This is a genomic window from Streptomyces sp. NPDC090119, from assembly GCF_044747085.1.
Lineage (GTDB): Bacteria > Actinomycetota > Actinomycetes > Streptomycetales > Streptomycetaceae > Streptomyces.
In genome coordinates this window covers 22,550-41,269 of sequence record NZ_JBIVDK010000003.1, presented here as the reverse complement: position 1 = coordinate 41,269, position 18,720 = coordinate 22,550, and the positions used below count along the sequence as shown (strand labels likewise).

The 18,720-nt window shown below is 71.2% G+C and carries 23 protein-coding genes; 22 read left to right on the top strand and 1 reads right to left on the bottom strand.

Annotation, left to right across the window (positions count from 1 at the left end; translation table 11 throughout):
* Nucleotides 1-75: 75 nt before the first annotated feature.
* The 17 genes from ACIPPM_RS12855 to ACIPPM_RS12775 all read left to right on the top strand — a co-directional run bounded on the left by ACIPPM_RS12855 (nucleotide 76) and on the right by ACIPPM_RS12775 (nucleotide 13,240).
* Nucleotides 76-675, top strand: coding sequence for a hypothetical protein (locus ACIPPM_RS12855; protein WP_030808564.1), 600 nt, complete (start codon nucleotides 76-78; stop codon nucleotides 673-675).
* Nucleotides 676-974: 299 nt separating this feature from the next.
* Nucleotides 975-1,397 (top strand): 30S ribosomal protein S16, encoded by a 423-nt coding sequence (gene rpsP / locus ACIPPM_RS12850; RefSeq protein ID WP_161147810.1) that lies wholly within the window; start codon nucleotides 975-977, stop codon nucleotides 1,395-1,397.
* Between the two features lie 5 nt (nucleotides 1,398-1,402).
* Nucleotides 1,403-1,642 (top strand): RNA-binding protein, encoded by a 240-nt coding sequence (locus ACIPPM_RS12845; protein ID WP_005479813.1) that lies wholly within the window; start codon nucleotides 1,403-1,405, stop codon nucleotides 1,640-1,642.
* An 83-nt stretch (nucleotides 1,643-1,725) separates the two neighbouring features.
* Nucleotides 1,726-2,298, top strand: coding sequence for a ribosome maturation factor RimM (gene rimM / locus ACIPPM_RS12840; RefSeq protein ID WP_401446588.1), 573 nt, complete (start codon nucleotides 1,726-1,728; stop codon nucleotides 2,296-2,298).
* On the top strand, nucleotides 2,295-3,128 hold the full coding sequence (trmD, locus tag ACIPPM_RS12835; RefSeq protein ID WP_401446585.1) for a tRNA (guanosine(37)-N1)-methyltransferase TrmD: 834 nt from the start codon (nucleotides 2,295-2,297) through the stop codon (nucleotides 3,126-3,128). The genes rimM and trmD overlap by 4 nt, the downstream gene beginning before the upstream one ends.
* A gap of 135 nt (nucleotides 3,129-3,263) precedes the next feature.
* Nucleotides 3,264-3,614: a 50S ribosomal protein L19 gene (gene rplS / locus ACIPPM_RS12830; RefSeq protein WP_384366787.1), complete on the top strand. Its 351-nt coding sequence runs from the start codon at nucleotides 3,264-3,266 to the stop codon at nucleotides 3,612-3,614.
* 45 nt (nucleotides 3,615-3,659) lie between these two features.
* Nucleotides 3,660-4,355 (top strand): signal peptidase I, encoded by a 696-nt coding sequence (lepB, locus tag ACIPPM_RS12825; RefSeq protein WP_401446581.1) that lies wholly within the window; start codon nucleotides 3,660-3,662, stop codon nucleotides 4,353-4,355.
* Nucleotides 4,348-5,457, top strand: coding sequence for a signal peptidase I (gene lepB / locus ACIPPM_RS12820; RefSeq protein ID WP_401446578.1), 1,110 nt, complete (start codon nucleotides 4,348-4,350; stop codon nucleotides 5,455-5,457). Before lepB (ACIPPM_RS12825) ends, lepB (ACIPPM_RS12820) begins: the two co-directional genes overlap by 8 nt.
* Complete coding sequence (lepB, locus tag ACIPPM_RS12815; protein WP_401446575.1) at nucleotides 5,423-6,328, top strand: signal peptidase I; 906 nt, start codon at nucleotides 5,423-5,425, stop codon at nucleotides 6,326-6,328. The genes lepB (ACIPPM_RS12820) and lepB (ACIPPM_RS12815) overlap by 35 nt, the downstream gene beginning before the upstream one ends.
* Nucleotides 6,329-6,502: 174 nt before the next feature.
* Complete coding sequence (gene lepB, locus ACIPPM_RS12810; RefSeq protein WP_401446572.1) at nucleotides 6,503-7,246, top strand: signal peptidase I; 744 nt, start codon at nucleotides 6,503-6,505, stop codon at nucleotides 7,244-7,246.
* Complete coding sequence (locus ACIPPM_RS12805) at nucleotides 7,236-7,748, top strand: NUDIX hydrolase (protein WP_401446569.1); 513 nt, start codon at nucleotides 7,236-7,238, stop codon at nucleotides 7,746-7,748. The genes lepB (ACIPPM_RS12810) and ACIPPM_RS12805 overlap by 11 nt, the downstream gene beginning before the upstream one ends.
* A gap of 56 nt (nucleotides 7,749-7,804) precedes the next feature.
* On the top strand, nucleotides 7,805-8,113 hold the full coding sequence (locus ACIPPM_RS12800; protein WP_018544766.1) for a DUF2469 domain-containing protein: 309 nt from the start codon (nucleotides 7,805-7,807) through the stop codon (nucleotides 8,111-8,113).
* Nucleotides 8,114-8,286: 173 nt separating this feature from the next.
* On the top strand, nucleotides 8,287-8,652 hold the full coding sequence (locus ACIPPM_RS12795) for a YraN family protein (protein WP_393599514.1): 366 nt from the start codon (nucleotides 8,287-8,289) through the stop codon (nucleotides 8,650-8,652).
* The gene (locus tag ACIPPM_RS12790) at nucleotides 8,653-10,278 is read left to right on the top strand and encodes a YifB family Mg chelatase-like AAA ATPase (protein WP_401446564.1); all 1,626 of its coding nucleotides are present in this window, start codon (nucleotides 8,653-8,655) and stop codon (nucleotides 10,276-10,278) included.
* Nucleotides 10,275-11,432, top strand: coding sequence for a DNA-processing protein DprA (gene dprA / locus ACIPPM_RS12785; protein WP_401446561.1), 1,158 nt, complete (start codon nucleotides 10,275-10,277; stop codon nucleotides 11,430-11,432). Before ACIPPM_RS12790 ends, dprA begins: the two co-directional genes overlap by 4 nt.
* Before the next feature lie 343 nt (nucleotides 11,433-11,775).
* The gene (gene whiG / locus ACIPPM_RS12780; protein WP_401446558.1) at nucleotides 11,776-12,618 is read left to right on the top strand and encodes an RNA polymerase sigma factor WhiG; all 843 of its coding nucleotides are present in this window, start codon (nucleotides 11,776-11,778) and stop codon (nucleotides 12,616-12,618) included.
* Nucleotides 12,619-12,682: 64 nt separating this feature from the next.
* A complete protein-coding gene (locus ACIPPM_RS12775; RefSeq protein ID WP_401448441.1) occupies nucleotides 12,683-13,240 on the top strand; it encodes a TetR/AcrR family transcriptional regulator in 558 nt (185 codons plus the stop codon).
* A gap of 6 nt (nucleotides 13,241-13,246) precedes the next feature.
* Here ACIPPM_RS12775 and ACIPPM_RS12770 read toward each other — a convergent pair whose 3' ends face one another.
* On the bottom strand, nucleotides 13,247-13,825 hold the full coding sequence (locus ACIPPM_RS12770; protein WP_401446555.1) for a peptidoglycan DD-metalloendopeptidase family protein: 579 nt from the start codon (nucleotides 13,823-13,825) through the stop codon (nucleotides 13,247-13,249).
* A gap of 271 nt (nucleotides 13,826-14,096) precedes the next feature.
* Between ACIPPM_RS12770 and rpsB the strand changes: the two genes are divergently transcribed.
* The 5 genes from rpsB to ACIPPM_RS12745 all read left to right on the top strand — a co-directional run bounded on the left by rpsB (nucleotide 14,097) and on the right by ACIPPM_RS12745 (nucleotide 18,697).
* The gene (rpsB, locus tag ACIPPM_RS12765; RefSeq protein ID WP_388994814.1) at nucleotides 14,097-14,996 is read left to right on the top strand and encodes a 30S ribosomal protein S2; all 900 of its coding nucleotides are present in this window, start codon (nucleotides 14,097-14,099) and stop codon (nucleotides 14,994-14,996) included.
* 148 nt (nucleotides 14,997-15,144) lie between these two features.
* Nucleotides 15,145-15,981 carry a translation elongation factor Ts gene (gene tsf / locus ACIPPM_RS12760; RefSeq protein ID WP_401446551.1) on the top strand — a complete coding sequence of 279 codons (837 nt, stop codon included), beginning with the start codon at nucleotides 15,145-15,147 and terminating at the stop codon, nucleotides 15,979-15,981.
* A gap of 192 nt (nucleotides 15,982-16,173) precedes the next feature.
* Nucleotides 16,174-16,932 carry a UMP kinase gene (pyrH, locus tag ACIPPM_RS12755; protein ID WP_388994808.1) on the top strand — a complete coding sequence of 253 codons (759 nt, stop codon included), beginning with the start codon at nucleotides 16,174-16,176 and terminating at the stop codon, nucleotides 16,930-16,932.
* A 167-nt stretch (nucleotides 16,933-17,099) separates the two neighbouring features.
* Nucleotides 17,100-17,657, top strand: coding sequence for a ribosome recycling factor (gene frr, locus ACIPPM_RS12750; RefSeq protein WP_026248385.1), 558 nt, complete (start codon nucleotides 17,100-17,102; stop codon nucleotides 17,655-17,657).
* Nucleotides 17,657-18,697: a phosphatidate cytidylyltransferase gene (locus ACIPPM_RS12745; protein ID WP_401446546.1), complete on the top strand. Its 1,041-nt coding sequence runs from the start codon at nucleotides 17,657-17,659 to the stop codon at nucleotides 18,695-18,697. The genes frr and ACIPPM_RS12745 overlap by 1 nt, the downstream gene beginning before the upstream one ends.
* The last annotated feature ends 23 nt before the right edge of the window (nucleotides 18,698-18,720 follow it).

Genomic DNA, 18,720 nt, shown 5'->3' with positions numbered 1-18,720 from the left:
ACTGACGGGTAGGTGCAAATTATTTGAGATGCCCCGGAATAGGAACACAGCGGCACCCCCGCTCGTTGTCATTACGTGAGCACGACACAGACACCACCTGTTCTCGCCGCGGAGCTGGCGCAGGCGTGGGCCGACATTCAGCGGTACCACCCCGAGCTGCCCGACCTCGCCGCACCGGAATCCCTGATCGGGGAGTCGTCGTCCGCGTGCGGGCACGAACTCTCCTTCGAGCGGCTGCTGCACGAGGCGGTGCACGGCATCGCCGCTTCCCGAGGGGTGCGCGACACCTCCCGGGCGGGCCGCTACCACAACCGCCGTTTCCTGGCCGTCGCCGAGGAGCTGGGCCTGGACCACCCCGAGGAGCCGCATCCGAGCAGCGGTTTCTCGCTGGTCACGCTCAACCCCGAGGCCAAGCGGCGCTACCGTCCGACCATCGACCGGCTGCAGCGGGCGCTGAAGGCGCACACGGTGGCCACCTCCGCCGACACCTCGCGCACCTTCCGGGGTCCGGCCGCGCGGCACGGTTCCTCCGGGGGCGGTGTCCGGGTGAAGGCGGTCTGCGACTGCGGCCGCAACGTCCGGGTGGTCCCCTCGGTCCTGGCGCAGGCGCCGATCATGTGCGGCGGCTGCGGCAAGCCGTTCCGCATCCCGGAGGCGGTCGCGGCGGCGAGCTGACGACGCGGCTGCTCGTGGCAGTCGTACCGTCCGGCTCATCGTTCGCCCCGGCTCCTCGTTCACCCCTGCGGGCAGCGGTGTCGCGGGGGCAGCACCGGGTGTTCCACAGGCATGCCCAAGATCACCCACCCCGGCCGAACGGCCCCGCAGGATATGGCACAATGGCAAGCTGTACTCGACAGTCGCACAGGACCCCTCTCTCCTCCGGCTGACGCGTCCATCGGGCACTCGGGTACCGCAACCCCACGCGGCAACTCCGCCGTGCCCAACACACGTCAAAACCAGGAGAACTCACTCCCGTGGCAGTCAAGATCAAGCTGAAGCGTCTGGGCAAGATCCGTTCGCCTCACTACCGCATCGTCGTCGCCGACTCCCGTACCCGCCGTGACGGCCGGGCCATCGAGGAGATCGGCAAGTACCACCCGACCTACAACCCGTCGGTCATCGAGGTGGACGCCGACCGCGCCGCCTACTGGCTGAGCGTCGGTGCGCAGCCGACCGAGCCGGTGCTCGCCATTCTGAAGAAGACCGGCGACTGGCAGAAGTTCAAGGGCGAGCCGGCCCCCGCGCCGCTGCTCGTGGCCGCGCCGAAGCCGGAGCGTCCGTCGTTCGAGGCCCTGGGCTCCGCCGACGACAACAAGGGTGAGGCCATCACCCAGAAGAAGAAGGCTGAGAAGAAGGACGAGGCGGCCGCTGAGTCCGCCGAGTCGACCGAGGCCTGAGCATCATGCTCGAAGAGGCGCTTGAGCACCTCGTGAAGGGCATCGTCGACAACCCCGACGATGTGCAGGTCGCCTCGCGTGACCTGCGCCGCGGGCGCGTGCTGGAGGTCCGGGTGCACCCCGACGACCTCGGTAAGGTGATCGGTCGTAACGGCCGCACCGCGCGTGCTCTGCGTACCGTCGTGGGCGCCATCGGCGGCCGCGGTGTCCGTGTCGACCTCGTCGACGTGGACCACGTCCGCTGACGCTTCCATGCAATCCGGCTCGGGCCGGGGAGGGCCACTGGGCCGTCCCCGGCCCGTAGTCGTATGACAGGAGATCTGTACTCGTGCAGCTGGTAGTCGCACGGATCGGCCGTGCCCATGGCATCAAGGGCGAGGTCACCGTAGAGGTGCGTACCGACGAGCCGGAGTCGCGGCTCGCGCCGGGCGCCGTCCTGGCCACCGACCCGGCGTCCGTCGGGCCGCTCACCATCGCCACCGGCCGCGTGCACAGCGGCCGTCTCCTCCTGCGCTTCGAGGGCTTCGGTGACCGCACGGCCGCCGAGACGCTGCGCAACACGCTGCTGATCGCCGACGTCGACCCGGAGGAGACGCCGGACGACGAGGACGAGTACTACGACCATCAGCTGATCGACCTCGACGTGGTCACCGAGGACGGCACGGAGGTCGGCCGGATCACCGAGATCTCCCACCTGCCCTCCCAGGACCTCTTCATCGTGGAGCGCCCGGACGGCAGCGAGGTGCTGATCCCGTTCGTGGAGGAGATCGTCAGCGAGATCGACCTGGACGAGCAGAAGGCGGTCATCACCCCGCCGCCCGGTCTGATCGACGACCGCGCCGAGATCGCTTCCGCGCGCGACGAGGCCGACGACGCTTCGGCCGAGGACGAGGGCGCATGAGGCTCGACGTCGTCACGATCTTCCCGGAGTACCTGGAACCGCTGAACGTCTCCCTCGTCGGCAAGGCCCGCGCGCGCGGCCGGCTCGACGTGAACGTGCACGACCTGCGCTCCTGGACCTACGACCGGCACAACACGGTCGACGACACCCCCTACGGCGGCGGCCCCGGCATGGTCATGAAGACCGGGCCCTGGGGCGACGCCCTGGACACGGTCCTGGCCGACGGCTACGAGTCGGGCGCGCACAGCCCCGCCGTGATCGTGCCGACCCCCAGCGGCCGCCCCTTCACCCAGGAACTCGCCGTCGAGCTGTCGGAGCGTCCTTGGCTGATCTTCACCCCGGCGCGCTACGAGGGCATCGACCGCCGGGTCATGGACGAGTACGCGACCCGGATGCCGGTCTACGAGGTGTCCATCGGGGACTACGTCCTCGCGGGCGGCGAGGCGGCCGTCCTGGTCGTCACCGAGGCCGTCGCCCGGCTGCTGCCCGGCGTCCTCGGCAACGCCGAGTCCCACCAGGACGACTCCTTCGCCCCCGGCGCCATGGCCAACCTGCTGGAAGGCCCCATCTACACCAAGCCGCCCGAGTGGCGGGGCCGGGAGATCCCGGACGTGCTGCTCAGCGGCCACCACGGGAAGATCGCGCGCTGGCGGCGGGACGAGGCGATGCGCCGGACCACCGCCAACCGGCCCGACCTGATCGAGCGCTGCGACCCCGCGACCCTCGACAAGAAGGACCGGGAGATGCTCTCCATCCTGGGCTGGGCCCCGGACCCGGAGGGACACTCGTCCGGGCGATTTTGGCGCAGGACCGACGGCGTGGAACAATAGGTCGCTGTTGTGCGTCCGTCCGGCGTGCGCCCCTGCCGCAGGGGGACACGACGCCCGTTCCGACCCGCACGGCCGACCTCTTCGAACATCTAGTTCCGTTGATGACCTGTGGCATCAGCGAAGAAAGCAGACGAAATGTCCCACCTGCTCGACACCGTCGACTCCGCGTCGCTGCGCACCGACATCCCGGCCTTCCGCCCGGGTGACACCGTCAACGTGCACGTCCGCGTCATCGAGGGCAACCGCTCGCGTGTGCAGCAGTTCAAGGGCGTCGTGATCCGCCGCCAGGGTTCGGGCGTCCGCGAGACCTTCTCGGTCCGCAAGGTCTCGTTCTCCGTCGGCGTCGAGCGCACCTTCCCGGTGCACACCCCGATCGTCGAGAAGATCGAGCTCGTCACCCGTGGTGACGTGCGCCGCGCCAAGCTGTACTACCTCCGTGAGCTGCGCGGCAAGGCCGCGAAGATCAAGGAGAAGCGCGACAACTGAGCGCCTTCCCGGAGTCGTGGCGGGGCCGGATAGCATCTGGCCCCGATGGACACCGAAGCTCAGCCGACGGAACGCGACCGCTCCCGCCCACCCGGAACACCGGGTGCGCGGGACCGGTCGCGTTTCGCGTTGGTGGCCCGGCTCGCCGACTGGCTGCCGGGCGGCCGGTTCACCCTGGTCCTCTGCACCTGCCTGGCCTTCCTGCTCCTCCTGAGCACGTTCGTGGTGCGGCCGTTCGAGATCCCGAGCGGTTCCATGGAGGGCGGATTGAGGATCGGGGACCGCGTTCTCGTAAACAAGTTGGCGTACCGTTTCGGTGCCCGGCCGGCCCGCGGTGACGTGGTGGTGTTCGACGGGACCGAGTACTTCGGGCACGCGGACTACGTCAAGCGCGTTGTAGGGGTGGGAGGCGACCATGTGGTCTGCTGCGACAGGGAGGGGAGGATCGAGGTGAACGGCCGCCCGGTCGACGAGACGGCGTTCCTCCATCCGGGGAACAACGCGTCCGACGTGCCCTTCGACGTGGTGGTGCCCGAGGGCCGTCTCTTCCTGCTCGGCGATCACCGCGCCCGCTCCAGCGACTCCCGTGACCATCTCGGCTCGCCCGGCGGCGGCATGGTCCCGGTGACCGACGTGGTGGGCCGCGCCGACTGGATCGTCTGGCCGTACGGCCACTGGACGCGCATCGAGCGCCCCGGCGCCTACGCGCACGTACCTGCCGCGGAGGCCGCGCATGGGTAACCGGGCAAGGCCGCGCGGGGTGTCGGGCGCGGCCGCCGACAATCTGCTGCCCACCGGCGCCCGCCGGACCGGCAGGCCGAGCCCCGGCCGGTCGCGTGCGGAGCGGCGCAAGCTGCAGCGCCGGGTGAAGCGCAAGCGCAGACGTTCGGCGGTGCGGGAGATCCCGCTGCTGCTCGGGGTCGCCGTGCTGATCGCGCTGGTGCTGAAGACCTTCCTGGTGCAGGCGTTCGTGATCCCGTCCGGCTCGATGGAGCAGACGATCCGGATCGGGGACCGGGTGCTGGTCGACAAGTTCACCCCGTGGTTCGGCTCCCGGCCCGCCCGTGGTGACGTGGTCGTCTTCCACGATCCGGGCGGCTGGCTGACCGGCGCGGAGGCGCCGAAGAAGAACGACCCCGTGGGCGTCAAGCAGGTGAAGGAGGGGCTGACCTTCATCGGCCTGCTGCCCTCGGACAACGAGAAGGACCTGATCAAGCGGGTCATCGGGGTGGGCGGCGACCATGTGAAGTGCTGCGACGCCGAGGGCCGGGTCACGGTCAACGGCGCCCCGCTCACCGAGGGCGCCTACATCTACCCGGGGAACGCGCCCTCGGCCACCTCCTTCGACATCACCGTCCCCAAGGGCCGCCTGTGGGTGATGGGCGACCACCGGGGCAACTCCGCCGACTCCCGCTTCCACCAGAACACGTCGTACGGCGGGACGGTCTCCGAGGAGTCGGTCGTCGGCCGGGCCATGTTCATCGGCTGGCCCTTCGCGCACTGGACGCGCCTGGAGGAACCTAAAACCTTCGCAAGCGTCACCGACGCGGCCGCCGGGGCGGCCGCGGTCCCCGCGCCGTCGCATAGGGTTGCCTCCGACGACCCGAACGGACTGACCCAGCTCCCGACCCCTGCGGAACTCCCGCTCGTTATGGGAGTGGTGGGCCTGCACCGTGTATGGGGCAGGCGGCGGCACAGAGTAAGGAGTTGGCGTGGGGGATGTGGCGGTTGGCGCACGGTCGGGGCACGACGGCGAGGAGCACCGCGGGCACCCCGTGGGGTCCGACGCCTCGGCCCCGGACGGCGCCGTGAACTCCGGGAACGGCTTCGCGGCGGCCGGTGACGGCACCCCGCCCGGCCGCCCCCCGCGCACCGACGAGGGCGGCGGCGGCAGCGGCGACGCGGCCCGCAGGCCGGCGAAGCAGCGTTCCTTCTGGAAGGAACTGCCGATCCTGGTCGGTATCGCGCTGGTGCTGGCCCTGCTGATCAAGACATTCCTGGTGCAGGCGTTCTCGATCCCCTCCGACTCGATGCAGAACACCCTCCAGCAGGGTGACCGCGTCCTGGTGGACAAGCTCACCCCCTGGTTCGGTTCCAAGCCCGAGCGGGGCGAGGTCGTCGTCTTCCACGACCCGGCCCAGTGGCTGGCGGGCGAGCCGACGCCGGAGCAGAACGCGATCCAGAAGGGCCTGAGCTGGATCGGCCTGATGCCGTCCGCCGAGGAGAAGGACCTGATCAAGCGCGTGATCGGGGTCGGCGGCGACACGGTCGAGTGCGAGGGCGCGGGCCCGCTGAAGGTCAACGGCAAGGCGCTGAGCGAGCCGTACGTCTACCCCGGCAACACGCCGTGCAGCGTGGACGACCAGGGCGGTCAGTTCAAGGTCAAGGTGCCCAAGGGGTACATCTGGGTGATGGGCGACCACCGCCAGAACTCGCGGGACTCCCGGTACAACCAGACCGACGAGAACCACGGCATGGTGCCGGTCAAGGACGTCGTCGGCCGGGCGATCGTGAAGGCATGGCCCGTCAACCGCTGGGGCACGCTGCCGATCCCGGACACCTTCGACCAGCCGGGCCTGGACAAGCAGAGCTCCGCCGCCGCGTCGCTGCCGTACGCGCCCGGTGCGGCCGCCGTCGCGGGCGTGCTGCCGGTGGCCGTGTGGCGCCGCCGCAAGGCCACCCGCTCCGCCGCGGAGGCCCCGCGCGAGGTGTGAGCCCGGCGCACTTCGGTGTGACCGACGGACATCGCCGAGGGCGGTGTTTCCCGGAGACCCGGTGAAGAACCGGTCACCGGGAGACACCGCCCTCGCGGCTTTCCGGCCCGGTGTGCTACCAAAGGCGGATCGTGGCAGGCCGGGTGATCCCGGCGGAGGGGACCGGGAGACGACATGGCGAGTGCCGCAGGCGCGGAGTCCAGGGGTGGGCTCGGCGGAAAGCTGTCGGGCGTGGCGGTGGCCGTGGGCCTGTTGCTCTTCCTGGCCGGGTTCGGCTGGGCGGCGGTGAGCTACCGCCCGTACACCGTGCCGACCAGCTCGATGGCCCCGACCATCGACGCCGGGGACCGGGTGCTGGCCCAGCGGGTCGACGGCGCGGAGGTGCGCCGGGGTGACGTGGTCGTGTTCAGCGACAAGACCTGGGTGACCGGCTCCGACGTGGTCAAGCGGGTCGTCGCGGTCGGCGGGGACACCGTCGCCTGCTGCACCGACGGCAAGCTCACCGTCAACGGCAAGCCGGTCGACGAGCCCTACCTGCCCAAGGGCGCCCCGGCCGAGGTCCAGGGCTTTCCGACGGTGACCGTGCCGAAGGGCAGGCTCTTCCTGCTCGGTGACGAACGCCAGGGCTCGCTGGACTCCACCGCCCATCTGAGCGACGCCGCCGGGGGCACGGTGAGCCGGAGCGCGGTGGCCGCCCGGGTGGACTCCGTGGTCTGGCCGATGCGGGGCATGCTCGCCCGGCCGACCGGGTTCGAGACGATGGGCCCGCTGTCCCAGCCGGGACCGCTGCCCCTCATCGAGGCGATGATTGTCGCCGGTGCCGTGCTGGTGCTGGGCGGCGCCGCCTACGGTCCGATCGCGGCGGGCCTGAGCCGTTCCCGCGCACGGTCCGGTGCGGAGCCCGTCCATGCCGGCTGAGGCCCAGGACACCTACGCGGGCGGGCTGCGCAAGGTCGCCCGCGTGGTGCTGCTGGACCCCGAGGACCGCATTCTGCTGCTGCACGGCCATGAGCCGGACGACGTGGCCGACGACTGGTGGTTCACCCCCGGCGGCGGGGTGGAGGGCGTCGAGACCCGCGAGCAGGCCGCGCTCAGGGAGCTGGTCGAGGAGACCGGGATCACCGAGGTCGAGCTGGGTCCGGTGCTGTGGCGCCGCCGGTGCTCCTTCCCGTTCGCCGGGCGCCGCTGGGACCAGGACGAGTGGTACTACCTGGCGCGTACGACGCAGACGGCGACGGCCGCCGGGGGGCTGACCGAGCTGGAGCGGCGCAGTGTGTCGGGAGCGCGCTGGTGGACGTGCCGGGAACTCGAGCGGGCGCATGAGACGGTGTACCCGACCAGACTCGCCGGGCTGCTGCGCACGCTGCTCGACGAGGGTCCCCCGGCCACACCCGTGACCCTGGACACGGAAATCGTCTGAGGGTTCGCCGGACTGGCGCACAATGGGGGGATCGCACGGCTGAAGGGGAACATGCCATGAGCGCCGAGGACCTCGAGAAGTACGAGACCGAGATGGAGCTGAAGCTCTACCGGGAGTACCGAGACGTCGTCGGTCTGTTCAAATACGTGATCGAGACGGAACGGCGCTTCTACCTCACCAATGACTACGAGATGCAGGTGCACTCGGTCCAGGGCGAGGTGTTCTTCGAGGTGACGATGGCTGACGCCTGGGTGTGGGACATGTACCGCCCGGCGCGGTTCGTCAAGCAGGTCCGGGTGTTGACGTTCAAGGACGTGAACATCGAGGAGCTGAACAAGAGTGATCTGGAATTGCCGAGCGGGTGATTCCGGCTGGCTTCGGCCGGGCTCGGCTGGTGAGCCGGGTGTTGAGTCGGGCGGCGAGCCGGGCTTAGGTCGCCTGTCCGGGTGACGGAGATATCCACAACTGCTCCTCCGTCCACCAAGATCCACTTCTTTCGGCGTACTCCGTCACGGTGAGTGCCGGAGGTGGTGCCGACATGAACAAGGCACGCGGTGGACTGGGCAGGTACGGCGAGGATCTGGCCGCGCGGCGGCTGACCGAGGCCGGGATGAGCATCCTGGAGCGCAACTGGCGCTGCGGACGCTCCGGAGAGATCGACATCGTGGCGCGGGACGGCGGCACGCTGGTCGTCTGCGAGGTGAAGACCCGCAGAGGCGGCGGTTTCCAGCATCCGATGGCCGCCGTCACGCCGGAGAAGGCACGACGGCTCCTGGACCTGGCCGAGCGATGGGTCCACGCGCACGGCGGCGCACCGCCGGGCGGGGTCCGGGTCGATCTGGTCGGGGTGCTGCTGCCCCGGCGCGGGGCGCCCGCCGTGGAGCATGCGCGGGGGGTGGCCTGAATGGGATTCGCCCGCACCTGCTCGGTGGCCCTGGTCGGTGTCGAGGGAGTCCTCGTCGAGGTCCAGGCCGACCTGGAGCCCGGAGTGGCCGCCTTCACGCTGGTGGGGCTGCCGGACAAGAGCCTGACGGAGAGCCGGGACCGGGTCCGAGCCGCCGTGGTGAACTCCGGCGGCGAGTGGCCGCAGAAGAAACTCACCGTGGGACTGAGCCCGGCCTCGGTGCCCAAGGCCGGCTCGGGGTTCGATCTCGCTGTCGCGAGTGCCGTGCTCGGTGCCGCCGAGCGCATCGACCCCCGGGTGCTCGCCGACATCGTCATGATCGGCGAACTCGGTCTCGACGGCCGGGTCCGGCCGGTCCGGGGCATCCTGCCCGCCGTACTGGCCGCCGCCGACGCCGGGTACCGGCAGGTCGTCGTCCCCGAGTGCTCGGCGGCCGAGGCGTCGCTCGTGCCCGGGGTGTCCGTGCTCGGCGTGCGCAGTCTGCGCCAGCTGATCGCCATCCTCGCCGACGAACCGGTGCCCGACGAGGAGCCGGACGTCCCGGGACGCCCCGATCCGCTGCTCGCCGGTCTCCGGATGCCCGGCACGGGCTCGGCCACCGGTATGCACAGCGCCGGAGCCGCCCAGCACGACCAGGGCCACGACCTGGCCGACGTGGTGGGCCAGACCTCGGCGCGCACCGCCGTGGAGGTGGCCGCGGCCGGGGGCCACCATCTCTTCCTGGAGGGGCCGCCGGGCGCGGGCAAGACGATGCTCGCCGAACGGCTCCCCGCCGTACTGCCCCCGCTCACCCGGCAGGACTCGCTCGAGGTCACGGCCGTGCACTCGGTGGCCGGACTGCTGCCCCCGGGCAAACCGCTCATCGACGTGGCGCCCTACTGCGCCCCGCATCACTCGGCCACCATGCAGTCGCTGGTCGGCGGCGGCCCCGGCATCGCCCGGCCCGGTGCCGTCTCCCTGGCCCACCGCGGGATTCTGTTTCTGGACGAGGCGCCCGAGTTCCACAGCCAGACGCTGGACGCCCTACGACAGCCGTTGGAGTCCGGGCACGTGGTGATCGCGCGCAGCGCGGGCGTGGTGCGGTTCCCGGCGCGGTTCCTGATGGTCCTCGCGGCCAACCCGTGCCCCTGCGGACGCTTCTCCCAGCGCGACTCCCTGTGCGACTGCCCGCCCTCGGCGATCCGCCGCTACCAGTCCCGGCTCTCCGGCCCGCTGCTGGACCGGGTGGATCTACGGGTCGAGGTCGACCCGGTGACCCGAGCCCAGCTGACCGACCCCGGGGCGCGCGGCGAGTCCACCGCGACCGTGGCCGACCGGGTGCGCGCGGCCCGGCAGCGGGCGGCGGCCCGGCTGGCCGGGACCCCGTGGGGCACCAACAGCGAGGTGCCGGGAAGGGAGCTGCGCAGCCGCTTCCACGCCGTCGCGGGCGCGATGGACGACGCCGAGCGCAGTCTGGAGCGGGGCGTGCTCACCGCGCGCGGTATCGACCGGGTGCTCCGGGTCGCGTGGACCGTCGCCGACCTCGCCGGACACGACCGCCCGGACGCCACCGACGTGGCCCTCGCCCTGCAACTGCGCACCGGCGTCCCCCGCGGCGTCCCCATGGCCATCGGAGCCCTGGCATGACGGCGGACCGGGCGGCGGAGGAGCGGACCGGGCGGGTGTTCCTCACCCGCGTGATCGAACCCGGCGACGACATCGGCGGACGGTGGCTGCGGCTCTTCGGGGTGCCTGAGGTGGTGCGGCGGCTGCGGGAGGGCGGCGAGCCGCTGCCGGGGGTGAGCGGCACCCGCTGGCGCGGGCTGCTGGCGCGGGCGGCGCGCGCCGAGCCGGAGGCGGACCTGGCGGCCGCGCGGGAGGCCGGGGCACGGTTCGTGTGTCCGGGGGACGCCGAGTGGCCCGCCCAGCTGGACGACCTGGGTGACGGCCGCCCGGTGGGCCTGTGGGTGCGCGGGCGGCCCGGACTGCGGATGTGGGCGCTGCGCTCGGTGGCCGTCGTGGGCGCCCGCGCCTGCACCGAGTACGGCGCCCATGTGGCCGCCACCCTCGCCGCCGGGCTCGCCGAGCGGGGCTGGGTGGTCGTCTCCGGCGGGGCGTACGGGGTCGACGGCGCCGCACACCGGGGTGCCCTCGCGGCGGACGGCGCCACTGTCGCGGTGCTGGCCTGCGGGGTCGACCGGCCCTACCCGCGCGGCCACACCGCGCTGATCGACCGGATCGCCCAACAGGGCCTGGTGATAGGGGAGTTGCCGCCGGGAGACCATCCGACACCGAACCGGTTCGTCGTCCGTAACCGGGTGATCGCCGCGCTCACCCGGGGCACGGTCGTCGTGGAGGCCGCCTGCCGCAGCGGTTCCCTGGTCACGGCCCGCGCCGCCCAGCGGCTCGGCAGACACACCATGGGGGTGCCCGGCCCCGTCACCAGCGCGCTCTCCGCCGGGGTGCACGAGCTGCTGCGCGGGGAGGCGGTGCTCGTCGGCGACGCGGCGGACGTCGTGGAACTCGTGGGGGAGATCGGCGAGCTGGCCCCGCCACGGCGTGGCCCGGTGCTCCCGCGCGATCTGCTCGCCCCCGAGGCGGCGGCCGTCCTCGCCGCGCTGCCCGCCGCCCGCGCGGCCGGACCCGAGGAGATCGCCCGCGAGGCGCGAACCACCCGCGAGGAGGCGGTCGCCCGGCTGTACGAGCTTCGAGCGCTTGGCTATGTCGAACGACACGACGACGGCTGGAAGTTGACACGCCAGGCGCTCCGCCCGGTCCGGAAAGACCCGCACCCGCCCTGACCGAGGGTGTTCGGCCGTCCGGGGGAACCCCCTACGCCCTTGGGATTCACCGGAGTTGACGCCCATCGGTGGTCACACTGAGCGAACCGGGTGACACGGGGGAGCGGCCTCGCACAGGGGTGCGCGCACGGGTGGTGCCCCACTGTTCGCACACCGCGACTCCTCAGTCACGCTACGCTCACGAAAGCTCGGGTGCGGACGGGCAGGCCCGACCCCGCCCCGACCACGCGGCCCCCCGCGCCCGCGCCCCACCGAAGACCCGGCGTCCAGCCCCTACCCCGCTTCCCCCACCTACGGCACGGCAGTTCACGGCACTTCACGGCAGAACGGCACTAGGCGACGAATGCCCCAGCACACCTCCGGCTCCGACCGGGCGGCGGCTCCCCCAGCCGCCCGCGACGGCGGCAGCGTGCGGCCGCCCGCTCCCTCGACGCTCGACGAGCTGTGGCGGTCGTACAAGGCGACGGGGGACGAACGCCTCCGGGAGCAGCTGATCCTGCACTACTCGCCGCTGGTCAAGTACGTGGCGGGCCGGGTGAGCGTCGGGCTGCCGCCCAACGTGGAGCAGGCCGACTTCGTCTCCTCCGGGGTGTTCGGACTCATCGACGCGATCGAGAAGTTCGACATCGAACGCGAGATCAAGTTCGAGACCTACGCGATCACCCGCATCCGCGGCGCCATGATCGACGAGCTGCGGGCGCTGGACTGGATTCCCCGCTCGGTCCGCCAGAAGGCGCGCAACTACGAGCGGGCCTACGCCACGCTGGAGGCGAGGCTGCGGCGCACCCCGAGCGAGCAGGAGGTCGCCGCCGAGCTGGGTGTGGAGGTCGAGGAGCTGCACGCCGTCTTCAGTCAGCTGTCCCTGGCCAATGTGGTCGCGCTGGAGGAGTTGCTGCAGGTCGGCGGCGAGGGCGGGGGCAAGCTCACCCTCAGGGACACCCTGGAGGACACCGCCGCCGACAACCCGGTCGAGGTGGCCGAGGACCGGGAGCTGCGCCGCTTCCTGGCGCGGGCCATCAACACCCTGCCCGACCGCGAGAAGACCGTGGTCACGCTCTACTACTACGAGGGCCTCACCCTCGCCGAGATCGGCAACGTCCTCGGCGTCACCGAGAGCCGGGTCAGCCAGATCCACACCAAATCGGTGCTCCAGCTCAGAGCCAAGCTGGCGAGCTTCGGACGCTGACCTCCTGCCGCGTTCCGCGGCCGGTCCGTAAAGTGGGGGCGTGCCAAGGATTCGAGCGGCCTCCGTGGCCGAGCACCGGTCGATGCAGCGAGCCGCCCTGCTGGACGCGGCCCGGACCCTGCTGTCCGAGGGCGGGACGGAGGCGCTGACCTTCCCCGCGCTGGCGGAGCGCACCGGTCTTGCCAGGTCGTCGGTGTACGAGTACTTCCGGTCGCGGGCAGCCGTGGTCGAGGAGCTGTGCGAGGTCGACTTTCCCGTCTGGGCGGCGGAGGTCGAGACCGCGATGGCCGAAGCGCCCTCCGCCGAGGGCAAGGTCGAGGCGTATGTGCGCCGCCAGCTCGCCCTGGTGGGGGACCGGCGGCACCGGGCCGTCGTGGCGATCTCCGCGAGCGAACTGGACTCCGGGGCGCGGGAGAAGATCCGGGCCGCGCACGGCGGGCTCGTGGCGATGATCGTCGAGGCGCTGGCCGCCCTCGGGCACGAGCAGCCCAGGCTCGCCGCGATGCTGCTCCAGGGCGTCGTGGACGCGGCCGTGCGCCGGATCGAACTCGGCGCGGCCGAGCACCCCGAGGTGATCACCGAGGCGGCGGTCGCCATGGTCCTGCGCGGCGTCCAGGGCTGACGCGGCTCAGCCGGTCGGCACCGGAACCCCCAGCACCGGCAGCAGCCGGGACGGACCGCGGCCGAGCAGCCACGGCGGCAGCAGGTCCAGGGGATTCAGATAGGCCTCCCCGTCCAGCAGCCCCCAGTGCACGCATGTCCGGGGGCAGTGCGACCCGGCGCCCTCCACCGTCCCCACCACCTCCCCGGCGCCCACCTCCGCACCCGTCCTCACCTCCGCGCGCACCGGCTCGTACGTCGTCCGCAGCGTGGTGCCCGCCAGGGCCACGGCGACCACGCCGCGTCCCGCCACCCGCCCGGCGAACGACACCCGGCCCGCCGCCACCGCCCGCACCGGGGCGCCCGGCGCCGCCGCCAGGTCCACGCCCCGGTGCCCGGCGGCGTACACGGTGGCGGGTGGCTCCCAGCCCCGCAGCACCGCCGGACGCGACCCCACCGGCCAGGTCCGGGCCAGCGCGGGCACCCGCTCACCAGGGGGTTTCTCAGGAGGCGGCGGGTCGGCCCAGGCCAGGGGCGTGAGCACGGCGAAGGCCAACAGCAGGGGCGGGACTGCCCAGTTCAGCACGTATCGCACCAGTGATCGCATGCGAGAACCCTGCCGTTCGCCGGCCGATCTTGGCGGGATCTGTGGACAACCAGCCGGTTGTGGACAGCGGCGTCACCCGGTGCCCTGGCGGTCACGTACACTTCTTCTGGCGATCCGGGTCACCGGGTCGACTTCGCACGCCCCGGTACGAAGCCCCTCACAGGGTTCGTACAAGCGCCCCTCGGTCCTTCGCGGCACGGCGCACCGCGGGCGTCAGGCGCGACCGCCGTCCGGCGGACGCGGCACAACCGAGAATCTCAAGGAGATGGCCATGGCCGTCGTCACGATGCGGGAGCTGCTGGAGAGCGGCGTCCACTTCGGTCACCAGACCCGTCGCTGGAACCCGAAGATGAAGCGCTTCATCTTCACCGAGCGCAACGGCATCTACATCATCGACCTGCTCCAGTCGCTGTCGTACATCGACCGCGCCTACGAGTTCGTCAAGGAGACCGTCGCCCACGGCGGCACGGTCATGTTCGTCGGCACGAAGAAGCAGGCGCAGGAGGCCATCGCCGAGCAGGCCACCCGCGTCGGCATGCCCTACGTCAACCAGCGCTGGCTGGGCGGCATGCTCACCAACTTCTCGACCGTCTACAAGCGTCTGCAGCGCCTCAAGGAGCTCGAGCAGATCGACTTCGAGGACGTCGCCGCCTCCGGTCTGACCAAGAAGGAGCTGCTGGTCCTCTCCCGCGAGAAGGCCAAGCTCGAGAAGACCCTCGGTGGTATCCGCGAGATGTCCAAGGTGCCCAGCGCGGTCTGGATCGTGGACACCAAGAAGGAGCACATCGCGGTCGGTGAGGCCCGGAAGCTCAACATCCCGGTCGTCGCCATCCTCGACACCAACTGCGACCCCGACGAGGTCGACTACAAGATCCCGGGCAACGACGACGCGATCCGCTCCGTCACCCTGCTCACCCGCGTGATCGCCGACGCCGTCGCCGAGGGCCTCATCTCCCGCTCGCGCGTCGCCACCGGTGACAAGGGCGAGAAGGCCGCGGCCGAGCCGCTGGCCGAGTGGGAGCGCGACCTGCTCGAGGGCGAGAAGAAGGCCGACGAGGCCGCCGAGGCCGTCGAGATCGCCGCCGAGTCGCCGGCCCCCGACGCCCCGGTCTCCGAGGCCGTCGAAGAGGCTGCCGCCGAGGTCGAGGCCCCCAAGGCCGAGCAGGCCTGACACCGGCGCTGACGGTGGGGGCGGTTCGAACGCCGCCCCCGCCCGTCACCCGCAGGCCGACATGAAGCCCGCGATCCGGCCCACCAGCCGATCGCGGGCCCGTGCGGATCTCCGTCCTTCCAAGACTTCCAGAAAGACTCACTGACTCATGGCGAACTACACCGCCGCCGACGTCAAGAAGCTCCGTGAGCTCACCGGCGCCGGCATGATGGACTGCAAGAAGGCGCTGGACGAGGCCGAGGGCAACGTCGACAAGGCCGTCGAGGCGCTGCGCATCAAGGGCCAGAAGGGCGTCGCCAAGCGCGAGGGCCGCTCCGCCGAGAACGGCGCCGTGGTCTCCATCATCGCCGACGACAACTCCGAGGGTGTCCTCGTCGAGCTGAAGTGCGAGACGGACTTCGTCGCCAAGGGTGACAAGTTCCAGGCCGTGGCCAAGGCCATCGCCGAGCACGTCGCCAAGACCTCCCCGGCCGACATCGAGGCGCTCCTCGCCTCCGAGATCGAGCCCGGCAAGACCGTCCAGGCGTTCGTGGACGAGGCCAACGCCAACCTCGGCGAGAAGATCGTCCTGGACCGCTTCGCGCAGTTCACCGACGGCTACGTCTCCGCGTACATGCACCGCACGATGCCCGACCTGCCCCCGCAGATCGGTGTCCTCGTCGAGCTGGACAAGCCCAACGCCGAGGTCGCCAAGGGCATCGCCCAGCACATCGCCGCGTTCGCGCCGAAGTACCTCTCCAGGGAGGACGTGCCGGCCGACGTCGTCGAGTCCGAGCGTCGCATCGCCGAGGAGACCACCCGCGCCGAGGGCAAGCCCGAGGCCGCGATCGCCAAGATCGTCGAGGGTCGCCTCAACGGCTTCTTCAAGGACGCCACGGTGCTCGGCCAGCCGTACGCCCTGGACAACAAGAAGTCCGTCCAGAAGGTGCTGGACGAGGCCGGTGTCACCCTGACGCGCTTCTCGCGCATCAAGGTCGGCATCTGAGTCCGTACCGCGATCGACGCGCGACCCCGATAGGGTCGACAGCAGTCGTTTGTGCGGACCGCCATCCGTGAGCCAGGCGGCGGACGGCAGCAGATCTGACGAGGAGGCCATTGCCGCGCATGGGAGCGAGAACCGACCCCACCGGCAATGGCCTTCTTCGTATGTGCGACACGTGAAAGAGGCGGGAACCCCATGACCACCAAGGCCCAGAAGAGCGACGACGGCAAACTGCACGGCCGGTTTCTGCTGAAGCTGTCCGGAGAGGCCTTCTCCGGCGGCGGTGGCCTCGGCGTCGACCCCGACGTGGTGCACAAGATCGCCCGCGAGATCGCCGCCGTCGTGCGTGACGGCGCCGAGATCGCGGTCGTGATCGGCGGCGGCAACTTCTTCCGCGGCGCCGAGCTCCAGCAGCGCGGCATGGACCGGGCCCGCTCCGACTACATGGGCATGCTCGGCACCGTGATGAACTGCCTCGCCCTCCAGGACTTCCTGGAGAAGGAGGGCATCGACAGCCGCGTGCAGACCGCCATCACCATGGGCCAGGTCGCCGAGCCGTACATCCCGCTGCGTGCCGTGCGCCACCTGGAGAAGGGCCGCGTGGTCATCTTCGGCGCGGGCATGGGCATGCCGTACTTCTCCACCGACACCACCGCCGCCCAGCGCGCCCTGGAGATCGACGCCGAGGCGCTGCTCATGGGCAAGAACGGCGTGGACGGGGTCTACGACGCCGACCCCAAGACCAACCCGGACGCCGTCAAGTTCGACGCGCTCGGCTACGCCGAGGTCATCACCCGCGACCTCAAGGTCGCCGACGCCACCGCCGTCACCCTGTGCCGTGACAACAGCCTGCCGATCGTCGTGTTCGAGCTGCTGGCGGAGGGCAATATCGCGCGGGCCGTCAAGGGTGAGAAGATCGGCACGCTCGTGGGTGACCAGAGCAGCCGGGACTGACCGAGGGTCCCGGCCCCGGCGCGACCCGGTGACGGGACGCGCCCCGGCCGGGGGATGGACAATGTCCTGCCGGTCGGGAACCGTGCAGGAAGCAGACGCGACGCAGCCGGCCGCCGCCCGATCGGGGAACGCAGCCGGGCCTCACTCAAGACACGCAGGAGCAAGTGGTGATCGAAGAGACCCTCCTCGAAGCCGAGGAGAAGATGGAGAAGGCCGTCGTGGTCGCCAAGGAGGACTTCGCCGCGATCCGCACCGGCCGTGCGCACCCGGCGATGTTCAACAAGATCGTGGCCGACTACTACGGTGCCCCGACGCCGATCAACCAGCTGGCCTCGTTCTCCGTGCCGGAGCCGCGCATGGCCGTGGTCACCCCGTTCGACAAGAGCGCGCTGCGCAACATCGAGCAGGCGATCCGTGACTCCGACCTGGGCGTCAACCCCAGCAACGACGGCAACATCATCCGTGTGGTGTTCCCCGAGCTGACCGAGGAGCGCCGCCGCGACTACATCAAGGTCGCCAAGCACAAGGCCGAGGACGCCAAGGTCTCGATCCGCTCCGTGCGCCGCAAGGCCAAGGACGCCATCGACAAGCTGATCAAGGACGGCGAGGTCGGCGAGGACGAGGGCCGCCGCGCCGAGAAGGAGCTCGACGACCTGACCGCCAAGTACGTGGCGCAGGTGGACGAGCTTCTCAAGCACAAGGAAGCGGAGCTGCTCGAAGTCTGATGAGCGACTCTTCCTGGGGGGCGCCGCCGCAGGCGGGGCAGGCCGGGTACTGGGGGCCCACCGCGGGTGGGCCTGCCCAGGGGGCTGTCACGGCGGGTCCCGCATACGATGCGCCCGAGGCGCAGCAGACTCACCTCATGCCCAGCGTGCCCGACGTACCCGCGTATGGCGGAGACCAGGACGACGACCCGATGCCCGACTCCCCGCAGCCGGTGCCCGCGCCGAAGAAGACCGCGGGCCGTGACCTGAGCGCGGCCATAGGCGTCGGCGTCGGACTCGGCGTGGTGATCATCGCCTCGCTGTTCGTCGTCAAGGCCGTCTTCGTCGGTGTGGTCGCCGTCGCGGTGGTCGTCGGGCTGTGGGAGCTGGCCAGTCGACTCCAGGAGCGCAAGGGGATCAAGGTTCCCCTGGTGCCGCTCGCGTTGGGCGGTGCGGCCATGGTGGTCGCCGGGTACGCGCGCGGTGCCGAGGGCGCCTGGGTCGCCATGGCGCTGACCGCGCTCGCGGTGCTGGTCTGGCGCATGACCCAGCCGCCGGAGGGCTACCTCAAGGACGTCACGGCCGGTGTCTTCGCCGCGTTCTACGTGCCGTTCCTGGCGACGTTCGTGGCGATGATGCTCGCCGCCGACGACGGGCCCTGGCGGGTGCTGACGTTCCTGCTCCTCACCGTCGTCAGCGACACCGGCGCGTACGCGGTCGGCTGGCGCTTCGGCAAGAACAAGCTGGCTCCGCGCATCAGCCCCGGCAAGACCCGCGAGGGTCTGATGGGCGCGGTGGCGTTCGCCATGGTCGCGGGCGCGCTGTGCATGCAGTTCCTGATCGAGGACGGCGCCTGGTGGCAGGGCCTGGTCCTCGGCCTCGCGGTCGCGGCCAGCGCCACGCTGGGCGATCTCGGCGAGTCCATGATCAAGCGGGACCTCGGCATCAAGGACATGGGCACCCTCCTCCCCGGCCACGGAGGAATCATGGACCGCCTGGACTCCCTGCTGCCGACGGCCCCGGTGGTGTGGCTGCTGATGGTGGCGTTCGTCGGCTCCTGACCGTCCCGGAAGTCCGACGGGCC